Origin of the sequence: Streptomyces sp. NPDC093586, assembly GCF_044764905.1 — a bacterium.
Taxonomy (GTDB): domain Bacteria; phylum Actinomycetota; class Actinomycetes; order Streptomycetales; family Streptomycetaceae; genus Streptomyces.
The window spans coordinates 93,099-112,368 of sequence record NZ_JBIWJA010000011.1; the positions used below are offsets into that span (position 1 = coordinate 93,099).

The following is a 19,270-nucleotide window of genomic DNA, read 5'->3' on the forward strand; positions in this document are numbered from 1 at the left end:
ATCGTGCCAAACCCGCCTGTGCGGCGCGTCACCGGACGGCGGCCCGGCGGTACGCCCAGGTGGCGACGGCCAGGGAGATCACGCCGACCACCGCGCAGACGGCGAGGTCGCCGAGGACGAGCGCCCAGTCGGGCCTTGGTCCGAAGGTGCGCGCGAAGGCCTCCACACCGTACGTCGAGGGCAGCAGGTCGCGGGCCAGCCGTACCGCTTCCGGCATCCGCTCGGCGGGCAGCACGCCCAGCAGCAGCGCCGCCGACATGCCCAGCTGGCCCAGCAGGGTGGCGAGCTCCGGCCGGGGCGCGAGCAGACCCAGCGCCGCTCCCAGTCCGGCGAGCGCGGCGCCCGCCAGCGGGATCACGGCCGCCAGCACCCACAGATGCGTCATCGGCAGCCCGAACAGCAGGCATCCGAACACCGCCGTCACCACGGTCCCCGGAACGGTGAAGGACGCGTACGCGCCCGCCGCGCCCAGCACCACCGCGGCGGGCGGCACCGGCAGCGTCGCGTAGTGGTCGAGGCCGCCGCTCGCGCGCAGCTGGCCGAAGTACTGGGCGAGGAGGTTCAGCGCGACGAAGGCCACGACGAGCACCGCCGACCCGGCGACCACGGCCTGCGCCTCGCCGCCGCCGTCCACGACGCCGCGCATCAGGATCATGATGCCGACCGACTGGAACGTCGCCACGAACAGCAGCGGGATCCGCGCGACCCGCGCCCGGGACAGCTGCGCCCGGTACACGGCCACCAGGGAGGGCCACAGACGCGCCCGGGGCCCGAGCGCGGCCGCGCCCCGCTCCCCGGCGGCCGGGGCGCCGTCGGGCAGGACTTCGGCGGGTACGACACTCACGTCGTGCTGCTCCCCTTCACCTTCGCACTCGTCGCCGAGCCGGTCTGCACCCGGCCGGTCCTCCCGCGGGTGCTCGCCCCGTCCGGTACGGACGCGGCGCCGCGTTTTCCCACCGCTCGCCCGCTCACGCCCTGACCAGCCCCTGCCGTGCGGCGCCGCCCAGCGCCAGGTACACGTCCTCCAGGCTGGGCGTGGCCAGGGTGAAGTCGTCCAGCGCGGCGAACGCGGCCCCGCCGGTGACGGTGGCGACGACCGTGCGGGCCTCCTCCGGGGCGAGCCGCAGCGTCCAGCGGCGGCCCGACTCAGCGGCCCGGTCGCGCAGCGCGGCGACCTCGGGCACGCCCAGCGGTGCGCTCTCGCGCCACACCAGGTCGACGCGGACCTCGCCGGCGACCTGCTCCTTGAGACCGGCCGGGGTGTCGCAGGCGATCACGCGGCCGCGGTCGAGGACGGCGACCCGGTCGAGGACGGTCTCGGCCTCGATGACGTTGTGGGTGACGAGCAGCACGGTGGTGCCGCGCTCGGCCCGCCGGCGGTCGACGGCGGCCCAGACCGCGCGCCGTGCCACCGGGTCCATGCCGGTGGTCGGCTCGTCCAGGACGAGCAGCGGGCGCTCCCCCACCAGCGCGGCGGCGAAGCAAGCCAGGCGCCGCTGTCCGCCGGAGAGCTTCTTGAGCGGGCGTGAGGCGATGGGGGTCAGGCCCAGTTCGTCGAGGACGGCGTCCCGCTCGGCACGGGCGTCACGGGCGTCCAGGCCGCGCAGCCGCCCGGTGGTCTCGGCGGCGAGCGAGACGGTCAACTCGTCGAGGGCGCTGGATTCCTGGCCGAGGTAGGCGAGGATGCGGGCGGCCCGCTCGGGGTGGCGCACGATGTCGTGGCCGAGGATCTCCACGCTGCCGCTGTCGGGCCGCATCAGGCCGGTCATCTGACGGACGAGGGTGGACTTTCCCGCGCCGTTCGGCCCGAGCAGTCCGAAGATCTCACCGCGGCGGATCTCCAGCGTCACGTCGTCGGTGGCCCGGACCTCGGGGGCGGCGGGAACGCCGCGCCGGCCGCGTACCGCCGCATAGGTCTTGATCAGTCCGCGCACCACGCACACGGCATCGCCACCGGGTGGGAGTACCTGTGTCGCGCGCGTATTCACAAGGGACGAGAGTACGTGGTCGCCGGCTCCGTCTCGCCCTCGGGTCCGCCCATAAGCAGCAATTCGGCCGGGGTGTCACTCCCCGGCGGGGGTGCGTTCGGTGCCGGTCCGCACATCGATCTCCCGCCAGAAGCCGGCCCTGATCGCGTACCGGTCGTGCTCGTCGATCTGGTCGTCCTTGTGGGCCAGCAGCCCGAAGCGGGCGGCGTACCGCAGCAGCTCGCCGTCGACGCGGTGCGGGATGCGGGGGTACATGCCCGACAGTCTCTGCAGGTGGACGTGGTCACCGAGGCGCTCCACCCAGCGGCGGGCGAAGACCTGTCCGACCTCGTAGGGGTCGCCGCCGACCGTGGTGATGTCCTCCTCGCGGTCGGCCCAGCGCTGCTCGGCCGTGGTGAGCTGGGCCAGCGTCGGCAGCGAGACGGCCTCGGCCGGCTCGCCGGCGGGCCGGTCGACCCAGCCCTTGTCGGAGGACCAGCGCAGGGTGGCGGTCGGCGGGGGCGCGGCGGGGGCGCGCAGGGCGGCGAGGTCCTTGGGCGTGGGGACGCCCCGGGCGGGCGTCGCGCGTTCCTCGGTGCCGTTGCGCGCGGCGGTGGCCGCGGCGGGGTGCGCGGGTTCCGGGGCGGGGCGTTCGGCCGTCGCGGACAGGGCGGACTCGGGCAGCGGCGCGGACAGGATCGCGGCGATCTCGGGCCGGGGCACGGGGGGCGGGGCGCAGATGCCGCCGATCTCCTTGGCCCGCACCGCCTTGGTGATCCAGGCACGGTCCAGCACGCGGCGCTCGTCGGCCTCGGCGACCAGGTCCTCGGACTGGTTGTAGTCGCCGTCGGCGGCCTGCACGGCCCACAGGTGGACGGCGACGCCGTGCTCCTTGGCGGCCATCATGCCGGGCAGCAGGTCGCCGTCGCCGGTCACCAGGACGACGTCGGAACAGGCCCGGTTGCGGGCCAGCTCGGTCAGCTCGGCGTGCATGGCCGCGTCCACGCCCTTCTGCGCCCAGCGGCCGTCGCTGCGCGTGAGGGCGCCGAGCCGGACGGTGACCCGGGGCATCACGCGCAGCCTGCGGTGTTCGGGCTGCGGGACGCGGTCGGGGGCGCCGTCGAACCAGTAGATGCGCAGCAGGGGCTGCTGCGTGTCGGACTCGGCGCGATCGCGCAACCCCTGGATGAGGGCGGCGTGATCGACGGTGATGCGCGAGCGCGAGGGCTCCCCGGCGAGGAGACTGGCGGCGGCCCCCAGCAGATACCCGGCGTCCACCAGGACGATGCAGCGGTCCACGCGATCCACCCTCTTTCCGGGAGGTTTGCTTCGGGCTTCCTTCGAGTCTGCCCGACGGCGCGGAGGTTAACGGGCCGAACTCGATCTTCGGCGTGGCGTTTCCTCGGCCCGCGGGCCGACGAGCCGTGTCACGCACGGTAATTACCCGATATGCGTTCTTTTTCAGTCTATGTGACGCTGATGCGGTACCTGGCCCGACAGATCCCCCTCAGGAGGTAGATCACCATGGCCAAGAACAAGAACAACCGTGACCGTAAGCAGTCCTCGTCCGCACGTGCTCCGCAGGCCGCCGAGGCGGCCGTGATGGACCGCGAGGAGCAGCACGCCCCGCCGCTGGCGCCCGGCGACGTGGCCTCCCGCAAGCGGCAGAAGCGCTTCGGCCACAACTGACGTCCGGTGCGCGGGCCGTTGCGTCCGCCGCGACACGAAGGGGCGCACCCGATGCCGGGGGCGCCCCTTCGCCGTTTCGTCGTTCAGCCCGCCAGGCAGGACGGGCCGAGCAGCACCTTCAGGTCGCCGAACAGGGCCGGATCGGGCTTCACCCGGTGCCGGTCGAGGCGCAGCACCGTCGTCTTCGTCGGCCCCTGGAGCTTGATCCGCACCTCGCTGTCGCCCTTGTGGTGCGTGAGGATCTCGCCGAGACGGCTGACCATCGGCGGCGTGACCCGGGTCGCCGGGATGGTGAGGACCACGGGCGCGTTGGCACCCGCGTTGGACAGGTCGGGGATCATCAGCTCCATCGCGACCAGCCGCGGCACGTCCTCCCGCTTGTCGAGGCGCCCCTTGACGAACACCACGGCGTCCTCGACGAGTTGGGTGGACACCAGCTGGTAGGTCGCGGGGAAGAACATGCACTCGATGGAGCCGGCCAGGTCCTCGACGGTGGCGATGGCCCAGGCGTTGCCCTGCTTGGTCATCTTGCGCTGCAGGCCGGAGATGATGCCGCCGATGGTGACGACCGCGCCGTCGCCGAAGTCACCGCCGGTGAGCTGGGAGATGCCCGCGTCGGCCTTGTCGGACAGCACGTGCTCCAGGCCGAAGAGCGGGTGGTCGGAGACGTACAGACCGAGCATCTCCCGCTCCTGGGCGAGCAGATAGGTCTTGTCCCACTCCTCGTCGCCGAAGGTGACGTCGAGTCCGAAGCCGGGCTCGTCGTTCGTCTCCTCGCCCATGCCGCCGAAGAGGTCGAACTGGCCCTCGGCCTCCTTGCGCTTGACCGCGACCACGTTGTCGATCATCGGTTCGTACTGCGCGGTGAGGCCCTTGCGGGTGTGCCCCATCTCGTCGAAGGCGCCGGCCTTGATCAGCGATTCCGTCGTCCGCTTGTTGCAGACGACCGCCTCGACCTTGTCCAGGTAGTCGGGGAAGGAGGTGAACTTCCCCTTGGCCTTGCGGGACCTGATGATCGAGTCGACCACGTTGGTGCCCACGTTGCGGACGGCGGACAGGCCGAAGAGGATCACGTCGTCGCCCTGCGCGGCGAAGTTCGCCTCGGACTCGTTGACGTTGGGCGGCAGCACCCGGATGCCCATGCGGCGGCACTCGTTGAGGTAGACCGCCGACTTGTCCTTGTCGTCCTTGACCGAGGTGAGCAGCGCGGCCATGTACTCGGCGGGGTGGTTGGCCTTGAGGTACGCCGTCCAGTACGAGACCAGGCCGTACGCGGCCGAGTGCGCCTTGTTGAACGCGTAGCCGGCGAAGGGGACCAGCACGTCCCACAGGGCCTGGATGGCCTCGTCGCTGTAGCCGTTCTTCTTGGCGCCGGCCTGGAAGATGGTGAAGTTCTTCGCCAGCTCGTCGGGCTTCTTCTTGCCCATCACGCGGCGGAGGATGTCGGCCTCGCCGAGCGAGTACCCGGCGATGATCTGGGCGGCCTTCTGCACCTGCTCCTGGTAGACGATCAGGCCGTAGGTGACGTCCAGGACCTCCTTGAGCGGCTCCTCCAGCTCCTTGTGGATCGGTGTGATCTCCTGGAGGCCGTTCTTGCGCAGCGCGTAGTTGGTGTGCGAGTCCATGCCCATGGGGCCGGGCCGGTAGAGCGCGGAGACGGCGGAGATGTCCTCGAAGTTGTCGGGCTTCATCAGCCGCAGCAGCGAGCGCATGGGTCCGCCGTCGAACTGGAAGACGCCGAGCGTGTCGCCGCGCTGGAGCAGTTCGAAGGTCGTGGGGTCGTCCAGCGGCAGCGACAGCAGGTCGAGGTCGATGCCCTTGTTGGACTTCACCATCTTGACGGCGTCGTCCATGATCGTGAGGTTGCGCAGGCCGAGGAAGTCCATCTTCAGCAGGCCGAGCGACTCGCACTGCGGGTAGTCCCACTGCGTGATGGTGACGCCGTCGGTGTGCCGCACCCAGATCGGGGCGTGGTCGACGATGGGCTCGCTGGACATGATCACGCCGGCGGCGTGCACGCCCATCTGCCGCACCAGGCCCTCGACGCCCTTGGCGGTGTCGATGACCTTCTTCACGTCCGGCTCGTTCTCGTACATCGCGCGGATCTCGCCGGCCTCGCTGTACCGCGGGTGCGACGGGTCCGTGATGCCGTTGAGGTCGATGCCCTTGCCGAGGACGTCGGCGGGCATGGCCTTGGTGAGCCGGTCGCCCATCGCGTACGGGTAGCCCAGCACGCGCGCGGAGTCCTTGATGGCGTTCTTCGCCTTGATCTTGCCGTACGTGCCGATCATGGCGACCTTGTCGGCGCCGTACTTCTCCGTCACGTACCTGATCACCTCGACGCGCCTGCGCTCGTCGAAGTCGATGTCGACGTCGGGCATGGAGACGCGCTCGGGGTTGAGGAACCGCTCGAAGATCAGGCCGTGCGGGATCGGGTCGAGGTCGGTGATGCCCATCGCGTACGCCACGATGGAGCCGGCCGCGGAGCCTCGGCCGGGGCCGACGGCGATGCCCTGCTTCTTGGCCCACATGATGAAGTCGGCGACGACGAGGAAGTAGCCCGGGAACCCCATCTGGATGATGACGTCCATCTCGTACTCGGCCTGCTTCTGGCGGTCCTCGGGGACGCCGCCGGGGAAGCGGCGCTCCATGCCGCGGCGGACCTCCTCCTGGAACCAGGTGACCTCGGTGTAGCCCTCGGGGATGTCGAACTTCGGCATGAGGTCGCGCTTCTCGAACATGCCGGCGGTGTCGACCATCTCGGCGACCAGGAGCGTGTTGGCGCAGCCCTCCTGCCAGGCGTCCGAGGAGTCGATGGCGTACATCTCGTCCGTGGACTTCAGGTAGTAGCCGGTGCCGTCGAAGCGGAAGCGGTCCGGGTCGGAGAGGTTCTTGCCGGTCTGGATGCACAGCAGGGCGTCGTGGGCGCTCGCCTCGTGCGCGTAGGTGTAGTGCGAGTCGTTCGTCACCAGCGGCGGGATGCCGAGCTTCTTCCCGATCTCCAGCAGGCCGTCGCGGACCCGGTGCTCGATGTCGATGCCGTGGTCCATCAGCTCCAGGAAGTACTTGTCCTTGCCGAAGATGTCCTGGTAGTCGGCGGCGGCCTTGAGGGCCTCGTCGAAGTGGCCGAGGCGCAGCCGGGTCTGCACCTCGCCGGAGGGGCAGCCGGTGGAGGCGACGATGCCCTCGGACCACTGGCTGATGGTCTCCTTGTCCATCCGGGGCCACTTCTGGAGCCAGCCCTCGGCGTACGCGTCGGAGGAGAGACGGAAGAGGTTGTGCAGGCCCGTCTTGTTCACGGCCCACATCGTCTTGTGGGTGTAACCACCCGAACCGGAGACGTCGTCCCGCTTCTGGTGCGGCTGGCCCCACTGGATCTTGCGCTTGTTGCGGCGCGACTCGGGAGCGACATAGGCCTCGATCCCGATGATCGGGGTGATCCCGGCCTTCTTCGCGGAATGGAAGAAGTCGTACGCCCCGTGCAGGTTGCCGTGGTCGGACATGGCGATGTGCGTCATGCCCATCTCGTTGCACGCTTCGAACATGTCCTTCAGCCGCGCGGCACCGTCCAGCAGCGAGTACTGGGTGTGAACGTGCAGGTGCGTGAACGGCGGCTTGGACACGTGCGGCCTCCAAATCAGGGCTTTGGCGCGAAGCGCCTCGTTGAGGGGCGGTGGTCGGGCGACGGGCTGCGGTCAGTCCGGGGGGCAACGTCGAAGTCTATGCCCCGGGACTGACACTCCGGGGCTCCGGCCGCGTACCTTCGTGCGGGGCCCCGCGTGTCGGTCCGGCCGGGGGCGCGGGCACTCCCGCGCGCCCTCGAACGTTGGCCCGAGTGCGGTTTCCGCTCCACTCGCCCACGCACCACCCGTACCAGGAGGCACCCAGCGATGTCGGTTTCGCAGCTCAGCGACGAGCACCGCGGCGAGGAGATCCTCGCCGTCTTCGACACCGCGTTCGGCGAGCTCCTGGCCGCCGACCCGGCCGCGTTCCGCGTGAAGTTCCGGAAGATGGCGGCCTCGGCCTTCGCCTTCTACCGGGGCACGGCGTGCCTCTTCTACCACGACCTGGCCGCGGACAGCGCCGGGCGGGACGGCGAGGGGACGTACAGCGGCCCGTACCTGGACGAGCGGACCTCCCGGGTGTGGATCCACGGCGACCTGCACGCGGAGAACTTCGGCACCTACATGGACTCCACCGGCCGCCTGATCTTCAACGTCAACGACTTCGACGAGGCCTACGTCGGCCCCTTCACCTGGGACCTCGAGCGCTTCGCGGCCTCCATCGCGCTGATCGGGTACGCCAAGGCGCTCAGCGACGAGCAGATCACCGAGCTGGTGCGGGTGTACGCGGGCGCGTACCGCGAGCGGATCCACTCGCTGGCCACGGGCGCCAAGAGCGACGAGGTGCCGCCGTTCACGCTGGACACCGCCGAGGGCCCGCTGCTGGGCGCGCTGCGCGTCGCCCGGTCCCTGACCCGGTTCGGGCTGCTGGACTCGATGACGGAGATCCGCGACTTCGAGCGCCGCTTCGCCGCCGGCGGCGGTTCCGTCGAGCTGGACGCGGCCACGCGCTACAAGGTGCTGGCCGCCTTCGACGGCTATCTGGAGACGCTGCCGGAGTCGTCGCTGGCCCGCCCGGACTCCTACCGCGTCAAGGACGTCGTCGGCCGCCGGGGCATCGGCATCGGCTCCGCCGGTCTGCCGTCGTACAACATCCTCCTGGAGGGCAACAGCGACGCCCTGGAGAACGACGTGGTGATCTACGTCAAGCAGGCCCAGACCCCGGCGGTCTCCCGGCACATCGCCGACCGGGCGATCCGGGACTACTTCCGGCACGAGGGCCACCGCACGGTGATCTCCCAGCGTGCCCTGCAGGCGCACGCCGACCCGTGGCTGGGCTGGACCGAGCTGGACGGCGCGGGCCAGCTGGTCGCCGAGGTCTCGCCGTACGCGGTCGACCTGGACTGGGGTGACATCGACGACCCCGAGGAGATCGCCGAGGTCGTCGCCGACCTGGGCCGGGCCACGGCCGCGATGCACGCGGCGGCGGACGACCAGTCCGGGGAGTCCCTGGTGCCGTTCTCCACCGAGCGGGCCATCGACGCGGCGATCGCGGCCGACGAGGAGGGCTTCGCGCCCCTGCTGGTCGACTTCGCCCACACCTACGGGGCACGGGCGCGCGCCGACCACCAGATCTTCGTCGACCTCTTCCGCAACGGCCGGATCCCGGGTCTGTGACCGCCGGCTCTCCCACAGGGACCCTTTAGGGGCCTCTTACCGACCCCCATGACACACTCTTGACTCGCTATGGACATATCCGGAACCCCGCTCAGAGCCGTACGCGCGGCGCTGTTCACGGCACTCGTCGTGACGCTCAGCACCGCGTCGCACGTGCTGCTGTCCGGGGTTCCGCTGCCGCTGAGCACGGTGGCCGCGGTCGCCGCCGCCGTGTTCCTGATCGCGTACGCCCTGGCCGGGCGGCGCGAGCACGGTTTCGGGCGGATCGCCGCCCTGCTGATCCCGCTGGAGCTGGCCGCCGACACCGTCCTCACCACCGGCCAGCACGTCTGCTACGGCAGGGCGGGCGGCCCGGTCACGGGCCCCCTGCACTCCGTGGGCTTCGACGTGCTGTGCGGCGGCGGCATGGGGGTGGGGGCCGGGGCCGGCACACCGCTGACCCGGGTGACCGGCGCCGACACCGACCGGCTGGCGGCCCTGCTCGCCCACGCCGATCCCGCGACCGCCTGGCTGCTGCTCGGCGCGCACGTCGGCGTCGGGCTGCTCGCGGCGGCCTGGCTGCGGCGCGGCGAGCGCGCGCTGGGCCGACTGCTGGGCGCGGTGGCCGCGACGACCTTCCGGCCGCTCCTGCTCGCCGTCGCGGCCGTGACCGTCCGCCGGGCCCCGGCGGTGCGCCGTCCGGCCCCGGCGGTCCGCCGCACCGCCGGGGCCCGCGAGCGGATCCTCACGCACTCCCTGGGACGGCGCGGGCCGCCGGGCCTCGCCCGCCCTCGTGTGACCCCTCGGCCACCCGAGCGGCGGCAGCCGGCCCCCGTACCCATCCCGCACACGCCCGTGTGCGCGTCCCCGGAGAGAACATCACCATGAGCAAGCGGAACAGCCAGGCGGCGAAGACGGCGGCCCGTGAGCGCCTGCGCCAGGAGCGCGAGCGCGAGGCCAAGCGCGCCAAGGTCAAGCGGCAGGTCATCGTGGCCTGCTCCGTCGTCGGCGTGCTGGCGATAGCCGGCGGCATCGGCTACGCCGTCGTGCAGATGAACAAGCCGACCGGCTGGGAGAAGGCCGCCGAGGCCAAGGTGGTGGCCCCGGCCAACACCTCCGGCAAAGACGGCACCACGATCGTGGCGGGCGACTCCAAGTCGGACAACGTGGTCCACCTCTACGAGGACCCGCGCTGCCCGGCCTGCGCCTCCCTGGAGCAGAACCTCGGCGAGACCATCAACAAGGGCATGGAGGACGGCGACTACAAGCTCTCCTTCACCATCGGCACCTTCCTCGACGGCAACCTCAGCGGAGAGGGCTCGAAGAACGCCCTCAGCGCGCTGGGCGCCGCCCTGAACGTCAGCACGGACGCGTTCATCGACTACAAGACCGCGCTGTACAGCTCCGAGTACCACCCGGCCGAGACGACCGACGAGTTCGCGAAGGACGACTACCTGATCAAGGTGGCGAACACCGTGGACGCCCTGAAGAACAACAAGAAGTTCCAGGACGCCGTGAAGCAGGGCACCTACGACGCGTGGGCGATGCGCATGAGCAAGTCCTTCGACGACTCCGACGGTGTCCAGTCGACCCCGACCATCAAGATCAACGACAAGGTGATCGAGAACCCGAGCACGGTCGCCGACTGGCAGAAGGCGCTCAAGGACGCGGGCGTCACCAAGTAACCCGAGCCACCGGGCAGTCGACGAGCGGGCGAACTTTCGCGAGTTCGCCCGCTCACGCGCATACCGATCAGTAGCCTGATCGGCCGTGACCAGTCGACACAGATCATCCGAAGAGATCCTCTCCCCGTCCGCCGGGCGCGCCGGCTCCCCCGCGCCCAGCCGCCGTACGGTCGTCAGGGCCGCGGCGGCCGGAGCCGTCCTCGCGGCACCGCTCGCCGCGGCACTGCCCGCCGGTGCCGCCGACGCGGCCCCCGCCTTCCTGCACGGCGTCGCCTCCGGCGATCCGCTGCCCGACGGCGTCCTGCTGTGGACGCGGGTGACGCCGACGCCCGAGGCCATACCCGGTTCGGGCGTCGGCCCGGACACCGAGGTGAGCTGGGTCGTCGCCACCGACAAGGCGTTCACGAACGTCGTCGCCAAGGGGTCCGTCACCGCGACCGCCGCTTCCGACCACACGGTCAAGGCGGACGTCCGGGGCCTCGCCCCCGCCACGGACTACTGGTACCGCTTCTCCGCCGGTCCCACCGACTCCCCCGTCGCCCGCACCCGCACCGCCCCCGCGGCCGACGCGGCCGTCACGGGCCTGCGCTTCGGCGTGGTCTCCTGCGCCAACTGGGAGGCCGGTCACTTCTCCGCGTACCGGCATCTCGCGGCGCGCGGCGACCTGGACGCCTGGCTGCACCTGGGCGACTACGTCTACGAGTACGGCACCGGCGAGTACGGCACCCGCGACACCGTCGTACGGCAGCACGCGCCCACCCACGAGATCGTCACCCTCGCCGACTACCGCGTCCGGCACGCCCGGTACAAGACCGACCCCGACCTGCAGGCCCTGCACGTCACCGCGCCGGTCGTGGCCATCTGGGACGACCACGAGTTCGCCGACAACACCTGGTCGGGCGGCGCCGAGAACCACACCGAGGGAGCGGAGGGCGGCTGGGCGGCGCGACAGGCCGCCGCGAAGCAGGCCTACTTCGAGTGGATGCCGGTCCGTCCGGCGATCGCCGGCACCACCTACCGCCGGCTGCGCTTCGGCAAGCTCGTCGACCTGTCGCTCCTGGACCTGCGCTCGTTCCGCTCGCGGCAGACCGCCCTCGGCGACGGCGACGTCGACGACCCGGACCGCACGATCACCGGCCGCGCCCAGCTCGACTGGCTCAAGGCCGGCCTCAAGTCCTCCGACACCGCCTGGCGGCTGGTCGGCAACCCGGTGATGATGGCGCCGTTCGCGGTCGGCGCGCTCCCCGCCGAGCTGCTGAAGCCGCTCGCCGAACTCCTCGGTCTGCCGAAGGAGGGGCTCGCCCTCAACACCGACCAGTGGGACGGCTACACCGACGACCGCCGCGAACTGCTGGCCCACCTGCGCACCCACGCGATCCGCAACACCGTGTTCCTGACCGGTGACATCCACATGGCGTGGGCCAACGACGTGCCGTACAGCGCCGGCACCTACCCGCTGTCCGGCTCGGCGGCCACGGAGTTCGTCGTCACCTCGGTGACCTCCGACAATCTGGACGACATCCTGAAGGTCCCCGAGGGCACGGTGTCCGCGGTCGCCGCGCCGGTCATCCGGGCGGCCAACCGGCACGTCCACTGGGTCGACACCGACCGGCACGGCTACGGCGTGCTGGACGTCACCGCCGAGCGGGCGCAGATGGACTACTACGTCGTCTCCGACCGCACCGACCCGGACGCCCGCTCCACGTGGGCGCGTTCCTACCGCACGCGCAGCGGCACGCAGCGCGTCGAGCGGGTCTACGCACCCGTCTGAGGCGTGTCCTCGCGCTGCAGCGAGTCGAGGAAGCCGAGCGCCACCCGCCAGGTGGCCTCGGCCGCCTCCTCGTCGTAGTCCGGCAGCCCGGGGTCGGTGTAGAGGTGGCCCGCCCCCGCGTACCGGTACACCTCGACGTCGGCGCCGGCCCGGCCCATCTGGAGGTACCAGGCGCTGAGCCAGTCGTCCGTCTCGAACGGGTCGGGCTCGGCGACGTGCAGCTGCACCGGCAGGTCGTCCACCGAGGCGTTGGCGGCGATGTCCGAGGTGCCGTGCAGGAGCAGCAGTCCGCGCGCCCGGTGGTCACCGAGGGCGAGGGTCTGGGCGATGGAGGCGCCGAGCGAGAACCCGGCGTACACCAGCCCGCGCTCGGAATAGGGTGCGGCGGCCAGCACGGCCCGCTTCAGCAGCTCCTCCCGGCCGATCCCGTCCTGGAACTCCATGCCCTCCTCGACCGTGTCGAACGTCCGGCCGTCGTAGAGGTCCGGGGTCCAGACCTGGTGCCCGGCGTCGCGCAGCCGGTCGGCGGCCTGCCGCACCGCGGGCCTCGGGCCGAGGGTCGAGTGAAAGAGCACGATGTTCATGGGGCCATGGTGCCAGCCGGGTGCGACGACGTGACGGGCGGCGGCGTCCGGCACGGGACACATGTCACAGGTTCACGCCGGGCGGTGCCGGTTACGTTCGAGGGATGGAGAACCCGGAGAGCATACTCCGCCCGCTGCTCGTGGTCGGCGGCTCCGTCCTGCTGACCCTGGTCATCGGGTGGGCCACCGACCTGCTGCTGCGCAAGGCCGACGGACGGCACCCCGAGACGCCCCTGTGGGGACTGCTGCGCCGCGCCCGCATCCCCTACCAGCTCGTGCTGTGCGCGGCGCTGCTGAGAGGGACGTACGTCGAGGCACGGGTGTTCCCGGAGCACCAGGTGGGGGTCGGCCGGACACTGACGCTGGTGCTGATCGGCTCGGCGGCCTGGCTGGTGATCCGGATCGCCGGGGCCGTCGTCGAGACGTCGTACTCCCGCTACGCCCACGCCCACTCCCAGCGCGACCCGGCCCGGGTGCGGCGGGTGCGCACCCAGGTGTCGCTGATCATGCGGGTGGTCTCGGCGGTCGTCGGCGTCGTCGCCGTGTCGTCGATGCTGCTGACGTTCCCGGCGATGCGTACGGCGGGCACCTCGCTGCTGGCCTCGGCCGGTGTCCTCGGCATCGTGGCCGGTATCGCCGCGCAGTCCACGCTGGGCAACCTGTTCGCGGGGCTGCAGATCGCCTTCGGCGACATGGTGCGCATCGGCGACACGGTCGTGGTGAACGGCGAGTGGGGCACCGTCGAGGAGATCACGCTGACCTTCCTGACCGTGCGCACCTGGGACGAGCGCCGGATCACGATGCCGGTGTCGTACTTCACGTCCAAGCCGTTCGAGAACTGGTCGCGGGGCACCCCGCAGATGACCGGCGTCGTCTACTGGCACCTCGACCACACGGCCCCGCTGGACGCGATGCGCGAGCGGTTGCGGGACATCCTGCGCGGCTGCCCGGCCTGGGACGGGCGGGCCTACAACCTGACCGTCACGGACACCACCCCGACCACCATGCAGGTGCGGGCCCTGGTGACGGCGAAGGACGCGGACGACATCTGGACGGTGCGCGTCGAGGTGCGCGAGCAGATGATCCGCTGGCTGGCCGACGAGCACCCGTACGCCCTGCCCCGCGTCAACACGGCGGACGCGGACCGGCGCCCCGGCCGCGACGGCCTCCCCCGCTCCCGGCGCTCGCCGGACGGGGAGGCGCGCCGCTTCCCGCACCAGTCGCGCAAGGCCCTGTGAACCTTGGGCCCCGGGGCCACCGGCCGGGCGGCACGGTCAGCGCAGGCTGCGGACGTCCAGGTGACGCAGCACCCGGTCGACGATCTCCGGATCGGCCCCGGGTTCGCTGCGTGCCGCCAGCACCTCGTGGCGGGCGGCGCTGAGCATCTCGCTCTGGATGCGGCGGATCCGCTTCAGCCGCCGGGCCCGCTGCAGCTGCGCCTCGCGCCGTTCCTCGTCCCCGATGTCCGGACTGATCCGGATGCCGATGTCGAAGGCCCGCCGCAGCATCTGCTCGGACAGCTCCTCGGGGAGTTCCTCGACCGCCTCGATCTCCTTGAGCCGCTGCCTCGCCGCCTTCGCCGCGCGCACGGCGAGCGCCTTCTCGTAGTCCTTCTCGCGCTCGGTGTCCGCCCGTACCCCGAGCCGGTTCACCAGCCAGGGCAGCGTCAGGCCCTGGAGCAGCAGCGTCACCATGATCACCCCGAACGCGATGAAGACGAGCTCCTCCCGGTTGGGGAAGGGGGACCCGTCGTCGGTCGTCAGCGGGATCGCGAGCGCCAGGGCCACCGAGGCGACGCCCCGCATCCCGGACCACCACATGACGACGGTCTCCCGCCAGCTCGTCGGGATGTCCTCGTCGTGGTCGCGCCGGGTGTGCAGCCGCTGGGTCAGCCAGGTGGCCGGCAGCAGCCACAGCAGCCGTACGAGGATCACCACGCCGACGACCGCCCCGGCCCAGCCCAGCAGCTCCGTCCACCGCCCGGAGGCCGTGCGGACGGCGTTGTGCAGTTCCAGTCCGATCAGCCCGAAGGCGACGCCCGTGACGAGGGTGTCGACGACGTCCCAGACCGTGTGCCCGGCGAGCCGGGTCATCACGTCGTCGGCGCCGACCGCGTACTCGGCGAGGAACATGGCGGTGGTCAGCACGGCGAGGACTCCGGAGCCGTGCAGCTCCTCGGCCAGCACGTACGACGCGTACGGCACCAGCAGCGTCAGCCCGATCTGCAGGGTGGCGTCCCCCAGCAGGTCGAGCAGCTTGTTGGCGCCCCAGCCCAGCGCCAGGCCCACCGCGACGGCGACCACGGCGGACAGCACCAGGTCGAGCCCGGCCCTCCAGGGCGAGAAGGAACCGCTGACGGCCGCGGCGATGGCCACGTGGTAGAGCACGATGGCCGTCACGTCGTTGAAGAGCCCCTCGCCCTCCAGGATGGACACCAGGCGGCGCGGCAGCCCCAGCTGGCCCGCGACGGCGGTCGCCGCGACCGGGTCGGGCGGCGCCACCAGCGCACCGAGCGCGAAGGCGGCGGCGACCGGCAGACCCGGCACGATCGCGTGCGCCACGGCGGCCACGCACGCCGTGGTGACGAACACCAGCGCGACCGCCAGCAGGAAGATCGGGCGTCTGTTGGCCGCGAACTGCCGCCAGGAGGTGCGTCGCACGGCCGCGTACAGCAGCGGCGGCAGCAGCGCGGGCAGGATGAGTTCCGGCGGGATGTCGACGTTGGGCACGAAGTCGAGCAGCGCCAGGACGATACCGAAGACCGTCATCAGCACGGGCGCCGGCAGCCCGAGCCGGTCCCCGACCGGAACGCTCAGCAGGGCCCCGAGCAGCAGCACGAACAACAGGGCCAACTGATCCACGGTCACCGCTCCGGTGGGGTCTCGGCGTTCACACGGCGGGTTTCCAGCCTGCCATGCGACCGGCCCCACCGGCCGGTCCGGCTCGGCTCCTAGAGGACGCGCCGCATCGCGCGGTGGGGTATCCCCGCGTCGGGGAACTCCGGTCCGTAGACCTGGTACCCCAGTCGCTCGTAGAAACCCAGGGCGTGCGTCTGCGCGTGCAGGTCGACCGCGGTGAGCCCCCGCGCGCGTGCCGCCTCCTCGACGGCGCGCACCAGCGCGGCCCCGACGCCCAGTCCGCGGGCGTCCCGGGTGACGGCGAGCCGTCCGAGGGAGCCGACGGCCGGGTCCCCGTCGCCGTTCTTCGCCGCGGCGGCCGCGCCGTGCAGCAGCCGCCCGGTGCCGAGCGGTACGCCGTCCTCCCGGACCGCCAGGACGTGCACGGCACCGGCGTCGTGCGCGTCGTACTCGATGCCCTCCGGCACGTTCTGTTCGACGACGAAGACGTCCCTCCGCACCGCGAAGCACGCCTCCCGGTCGGTGGCGTCCTCGGCGACGCGCACCTCGTAGGCCGGGGTGCTCATACGTAGGTCTCCTCGCGGACCCGGTCCAGGGCCTGCTGGAGGTCCTCGGGGTAGTCGCTCGCGTACTCGACCCACTGCCCGTCGCCGGGGTGCTCGAAGCCGAGCCGTACGGCGTGCAGCCACTGGCGGGTCAGGCGCAGCCGCTTGGCGAGGGTCGGGTCGGCGCCGTAGGTGAGGTCGCCGACGCAGGGGTGGCGGTGGGCGGCCATGTGGACGCGGATCTGGTGGGTGCGGCCGGTCTCCAGCTTCACGTCGAGCAGGGAGGCCGCGCGGAACGCCTCGATGAGGTCGTAGTGCGTGACGGAGGGCTTGCCCTCGGCGGTGACCGCCCACTTGTAGTCGTGCTGGGGGTGGCGGCCGATGGGGGCGTCGATGGTGCCGCTGGTCGGATCGGGGTGGCCCTGCACGAGCGTGTGGTAGCGCTTGTCGACCGTGCGCTCCTTGAACTGGCGCTTGAGCGAGGTGTACGCCCGCTCCGACTTCGCCACCACCATCAGGCCGGAGGTGCCCACGTCGAGGCGGTGCACGATGCCCTGCCGCTCGGCGGCACCGGACGTGGAGATGCGGTACCCGGCGGCGGCCAGTCCGCCGATGACGGTCGGGCCGTTCCAGCCCGGGGACGGGTGGGCGGCCACCCCGACCGGCTTGACGATCACGACCACGTCCTCGTCGTCGTGCACGATCTCCATGCCCTCGACGGGCTCGGCGACCACCTGCACCGGTGCGGGCGCCTGGGGCATCTCGACCTCGAGCCAGGCGCCGCCGCGGACCCGCTCGGACTTGCCGACCACCGACCCGTCGACCTGGACCTTGCCCGCCGCGGCGAGTTCCGCGGCCTTGGTACGGGAGAAGCCGAACATGCGGGAGATGGCGGCGTCGACGCGCTCGCCCTCCAGGCCGTCGGGCACGGGCAGGGTACGGATCTCGGGAAGCGTGCTCACCCGTCGAGTATGCCGGACGGGGCGGACACTCCCGCACGCCCGTCCGGCCCGGGCCCTCAGTCCCGGTGGACGGTCCCGTCCGGGTCGAGGCCCCGGAAGGAGAGGATCACGATCAGGATGCCGCCGCAGACGATCGCCGAGTCGGCGAGGTTGAAGACGGCGAAGTGCTTGGGCGCGATGAAGTCGACGACCGCGCCCTCGAAGACGCCGGGCGAGCGGAAGATCCGGTCGGTGAGGTTGCCGAGCGCGCCGCCGAGCAGCAGGCCGAGCGCGACCGCCCACGGCAGGCTGTACAGCTTGCGGGCGAGACGGGCGATCACCACGATCACGACGGCGGCGATCACGGTGAAGATCACCGTGAAGGCCTCGCCGACGCCGAAGGCCGCGCCCGCGTTGCGGATGGCCGCGAGCCGCAGCCAGTCCCCGAGGATGTCGATGGGCTCGTGGTGCTCCAGCTTGGCGACCACGATCATTTTGCTGACCAGGTCGAGGAGGTACGCGAACACGGCGACCGCGAACAGCACCGCGATCCGGCGCCTGCCCTCGGGACGCTCCGGTGGCTGTGCCTGCTCGGCCTCGGGCCGCTCCTGCCCGTCCCCCGCCGCGTCCGGGGTGTCCGGCGTACCGATGATGCGCTCCGCCTCTGCCACGTGAGTCCCTCAGCCTAGGTACCTGACTGAGGACGAGGGTACGGCACGCCTTCCGCCCCGGACGTGCTCAGGACGTGTGCGGAGGCGGAACGGCGCGGTCGGCGCCGGCTCAGTAGCGGCGTTCCTGCTTCTGCTTGCACTCGACGCACAGGGTGGCTCGCGGGAAGGCCTGCATGCGTGCCTTGCCGATGGGGTTGCCGCAGTTCTCGCACAGGCCGTAGGTGCCCGCGTCGAGGCGTTCCAGGGCACGCTCGGTCTGGGTGAGCATCTCGCGCGCGTTGGCGGCCAGCGCCAGTTCGTGCTCGCGCGTGATGTTCTTGGTGCCGGTGTCCGCCTCGTCGTCGCCGGCGCCGTCCCCGGAGTCCCGCATCAGACCCTGCAGCGACCGCTCCGACTGGTCGAGCTCGGTGCGCAGCCGGTCCGCCTCGGACTGGAGTTCCCCGCGGGCCTCCTCGACCTCTGCCGGGGTCCAGGGGTCCTCGCCGGGGCGTACCGCGAGGTCACCGGGGTCCGCGGCGGCGCCGCGCGCCTTCGGGACCGCGGACTTGGCCGCCGTGGCCGTGCCAGGAGTCTTCTTCGCAACCACCGTCGTGGCTCCCGTCTGCTCCGCGGCCTCGGCCGCGCCCGCCTTCTTCACCGTGCTCTTCTTCGCCGTGCTCTTCTTGGCCGGCCCCTTGCCGGCCGCGTCCTCCTTCGCACCGGCCGTCTTCCCGGCAGCCGGCTTCCCGGCGACCGTCTTCCCTGCCGGCACCTTCTCGACCCCTGCCTTCTCGACCCCTGCCTTCTCGACCGCCGCCTTTCCGGCCGCCGCCTTCTTGTCCGTCGCCTTCCTGGCCGATGCCTTCTTGGCCGATGTCCCCTTCGCGGCCGTCCGCTCCGCGGAGGCCGCACCGCCCGAGGCGCCCGCACCCGCGGCTCCGCCGGATGCCGACTGCTGTACGGCGGTCTTCTTCGCCACCATGGCCGCGGCCCCTTCACATATTGTGATCTTGCGCGCGAATCGTGCTGGGACGATAAATCGACTCGAGTCCCGCGGCAACGGGGCACGCCGCCCGATTCGCCCGCCCACCGCGCGCCACGCGGCGGACCTGCATGCGTTGTGCCCAGCTCCCCGCCCGGTAATCCGCCGGCCCGGCCCCCGGCCGAGCCCGCCGGGAGCCGGACGCCCGAGCTCGGCATTCGGGTCACGCAGGGCCGCACGACGCCCCCACCTCGCCCCGCGCCGAAACCGGTCGGCCGCTGTCCGTGCGGCGCCGTACACTGGGTGGAGCGAAAAGCGTGGATGGGGACGAGTAGCGGCGTACGCAGCCCAGAGCGACCCGGGGACGGTGTGAGCCCGG

At 71.7% G+C, this 19,270-nt stretch carries 17 protein-coding genes; 7 read left to right on the top strand and 10 right to left on the bottom strand.

Features of this window, described 5'->3' with window-relative positions:
* Positions 1 to 28: 28 nt before the first annotated feature.
* Complete coding sequence (locus tag ACIRFH_RS14540; RefSeq protein WP_403520312.1) at positions 29 to 844, bottom strand: ABC transporter permease; 816 nt, start codon at positions 842 to 844, stop codon at positions 29 to 31.
* Positions 845 to 847: 3 nt separating this feature from the next.
* Here ACIRFH_RS14540 and ACIRFH_RS14545 point away from each other — a divergent pair, with 3 nt between their 5' ends.
* Positions 848 to 979, top strand: a complete 132-nt coding sequence (locus tag ACIRFH_RS14545) for a hypothetical protein (RefSeq protein ID WP_403520314.1) — start codon at positions 848 to 850, stop codon at positions 977 to 979.
* Here the strand turns inward: ACIRFH_RS14545 and ACIRFH_RS14550 are convergent.
* Together ACIRFH_RS14550 and ACIRFH_RS14555 are read right to left on the bottom strand one after the other, a co-directional pair.
* A complete protein-coding gene (locus ACIRFH_RS14550) occupies positions 969 to 1,943 on the bottom strand; it encodes an ABC transporter ATP-binding protein (RefSeq protein WP_403520316.1) in 975 nt (324 codons plus the stop codon). The two genes, ACIRFH_RS14545 and ACIRFH_RS14550, sit on opposite strands and share 11 nt — an antisense overlap.
* Positions 1,944 to 2,063: 120 nt before the next feature.
* Positions 2,064 to 3,266, bottom strand: coding sequence for an NYN domain-containing protein (locus ACIRFH_RS14555; protein ID WP_403520318.1), 1,203 nt, complete (start codon positions 3,264 to 3,266; stop codon positions 2,064 to 2,066).
* A 225-nt stretch (positions 3,267 to 3,491) separates the two neighbouring features.
* On the opposite strand from ACIRFH_RS14555, the gene ACIRFH_RS14560 reads away from it, so the two are divergent.
* A complete protein-coding gene (locus tag ACIRFH_RS14560) occupies positions 3,492 to 3,656 on the top strand; it encodes a hypothetical protein (RefSeq protein ID WP_403520320.1) in 165 nt (54 codons plus the stop codon).
* Positions 3,657 to 3,739: 83 nt separating this feature from the next.
* Here the strand turns inward: ACIRFH_RS14560 and dnaE are convergent, their stop codons facing one another.
* Positions 3,740 to 7,279, bottom strand: a complete 3,540-nt coding sequence (dnaE, locus tag ACIRFH_RS14565; protein WP_403520322.1) for a DNA polymerase III subunit alpha — start codon at positions 7,277 to 7,279, stop codon at positions 3,740 to 3,742.
* Between the two features lie 267 nt (positions 7,280 to 7,546).
* On the opposite strand from dnaE, the gene ACIRFH_RS14570 reads away from it, so the two are divergent.
* From ACIRFH_RS14570 to ACIRFH_RS14585, 4 genes are all read left to right on the top strand, one after another.
* Positions 7,547 to 8,896: a DUF2252 domain-containing protein gene (locus ACIRFH_RS14570; protein WP_403520324.1), complete on the top strand. Its 1,350-nt coding sequence runs from the start codon at positions 7,547 to 7,549 to the stop codon at positions 8,894 to 8,896.
* 69 nt (positions 8,897 to 8,965) lie between these two features.
* Positions 8,966 to 9,763 (top strand): hypothetical protein, encoded by a 798-nt coding sequence (locus ACIRFH_RS14575; protein WP_403520326.1) that lies wholly within the window; start codon positions 8,966 to 8,968, stop codon positions 9,761 to 9,763.
* Positions 9,760 to 10,560, top strand: coding sequence for a DsbA family protein (locus ACIRFH_RS14580; RefSeq protein WP_403520328.1), 801 nt, complete (start codon positions 9,760 to 9,762; stop codon positions 10,558 to 10,560). The genes ACIRFH_RS14575 and ACIRFH_RS14580 overlap by 4 nt, the downstream gene beginning before the upstream one ends.
* An 85-nt stretch (positions 10,561 to 10,645) precedes the next feature.
* Positions 10,646 to 12,331, top strand: coding sequence for an alkaline phosphatase D family protein (locus ACIRFH_RS14585; protein ID WP_403520330.1), 1,686 nt, complete (start codon positions 10,646 to 10,648; stop codon positions 12,329 to 12,331).
* Here the strand turns inward: ACIRFH_RS14585 and ACIRFH_RS14590 are convergent.
* Complete coding sequence (locus ACIRFH_RS14590; protein WP_403520332.1) at positions 12,316 to 12,915, bottom strand: dienelactone hydrolase family protein; 600 nt, start codon at positions 12,913 to 12,915, stop codon at positions 12,316 to 12,318. The genes ACIRFH_RS14585 and ACIRFH_RS14590 overlap by 16 nt on opposite strands.
* A 104-nt stretch (positions 12,916 to 13,019) precedes the next feature.
* On the opposite strand from ACIRFH_RS14590, the gene ACIRFH_RS14595 reads away from it, so the two are divergent.
* The gene (locus ACIRFH_RS14595; RefSeq protein ID WP_403520334.1) at positions 13,020 to 14,153 is read left to right on the top strand and encodes a mechanosensitive ion channel family protein; all 1,134 of its coding nucleotides are present in this window, start codon (positions 13,020 to 13,022) and stop codon (positions 14,151 to 14,153) included.
* A gap of 36 nt (positions 14,154 to 14,189) precedes the next feature.
* Here the strand turns inward: ACIRFH_RS14595 and ACIRFH_RS14600 are convergent, their stop codons facing one another.
* From ACIRFH_RS14600 to ACIRFH_RS14620, 5 genes are all read right to left on the bottom strand, one after another.
* Positions 14,190 to 15,776, bottom strand: a complete 1,587-nt coding sequence (locus ACIRFH_RS14600; protein ID WP_403520336.1) for a Na+/H+ antiporter — start codon at positions 15,774 to 15,776, stop codon at positions 14,190 to 14,192.
* 89 nt (positions 15,777 to 15,865) lie between these two features.
* Positions 15,866 to 16,339 (bottom strand): GNAT family N-acetyltransferase, encoded by a 474-nt coding sequence (locus tag ACIRFH_RS14605; protein ID WP_403520338.1) that lies wholly within the window; start codon positions 16,337 to 16,339, stop codon positions 15,866 to 15,868.
* Positions 16,336 to 17,280, bottom strand: coding sequence for an RluA family pseudouridine synthase (locus tag ACIRFH_RS14610; RefSeq protein ID WP_403520340.1), 945 nt, complete (start codon positions 17,278 to 17,280; stop codon positions 16,336 to 16,338). The genes ACIRFH_RS14605 and ACIRFH_RS14610 overlap by 4 nt, the downstream gene beginning before the upstream one ends.
* 56 nt (positions 17,281 to 17,336) lie before the next feature.
* Entirely contained in the window at positions 17,337 to 17,930 is a 594-nt protein-coding gene (gene lspA, locus ACIRFH_RS14615; RefSeq protein ID WP_403520342.1) for a signal peptidase II, read from the bottom strand.
* Between the two features lie 109 nt (positions 17,931 to 18,039).
* Positions 18,040 to 18,891 carry a TraR/DksA C4-type zinc finger protein gene (locus ACIRFH_RS14620; RefSeq protein ID WP_403520344.1) on the bottom strand — a complete coding sequence of 284 codons (852 nt, stop codon included), beginning with the start codon at positions 18,889 to 18,891 and terminating at the stop codon, positions 18,040 to 18,042.
* Positions 18,892 to 19,270: the final 379 nt, after the last annotated feature.

Bases quoted from the DNA above. Each gene is read 5' to 3' on its own strand.
- ACIRFH_RS14560 (WP_403520320.1), top strand. From the start codon at position 3,492: ATGGCCAAGAACAAGAACAACCGTGACCGTAAGCAGTCCTCGTCCGCA.
- ACIRFH_RS14570 (WP_403520324.1), top strand. From the start codon at position 7,547: ATGTCGGTTTCGCAGCTCAGCGACGAGCACCGCGGCGAGGAGATCCTC.
- ACIRFH_RS14575 (WP_403520326.1), top strand. From the start codon at position 8,966: ATGGACATATCCGGAACCCCGCTCAGAGCCGTACGCGCGGCGCTGTTC.
- ACIRFH_RS14580 (WP_403520328.1), top strand. From the start codon at position 9,760: ATGAGCAAGCGGAACAGCCAGGCGGCGAAGACGGCGGCCCGTGAGCGC.
- ACIRFH_RS14590 (WP_403520332.1), bottom strand. From the start codon at position 12,915: ATGAACATCGTGCTCTTTCACTCGACCCTCGGCCCGAGGCCCGCGGTG.
- ACIRFH_RS14595 (WP_403520334.1), top strand. From the start codon at position 13,020: ATGGAGAACCCGGAGAGCATACTCCGCCCGCTGCTCGTGGTCGGCGGC.
- ACIRFH_RS14605 (WP_403520338.1), bottom strand. From the start codon at position 16,339: ATGAGCACCCCGGCCTACGAGGTGCGCGTCGCCGAGGACGCCACCGAC.
- ACIRFH_RS14620 (WP_403520344.1), bottom strand. From the start codon at position 18,891: ATGGTGGCGAAGAAGACCGCCGTACAGCAGTCGGCATCCGGCGGAGCC.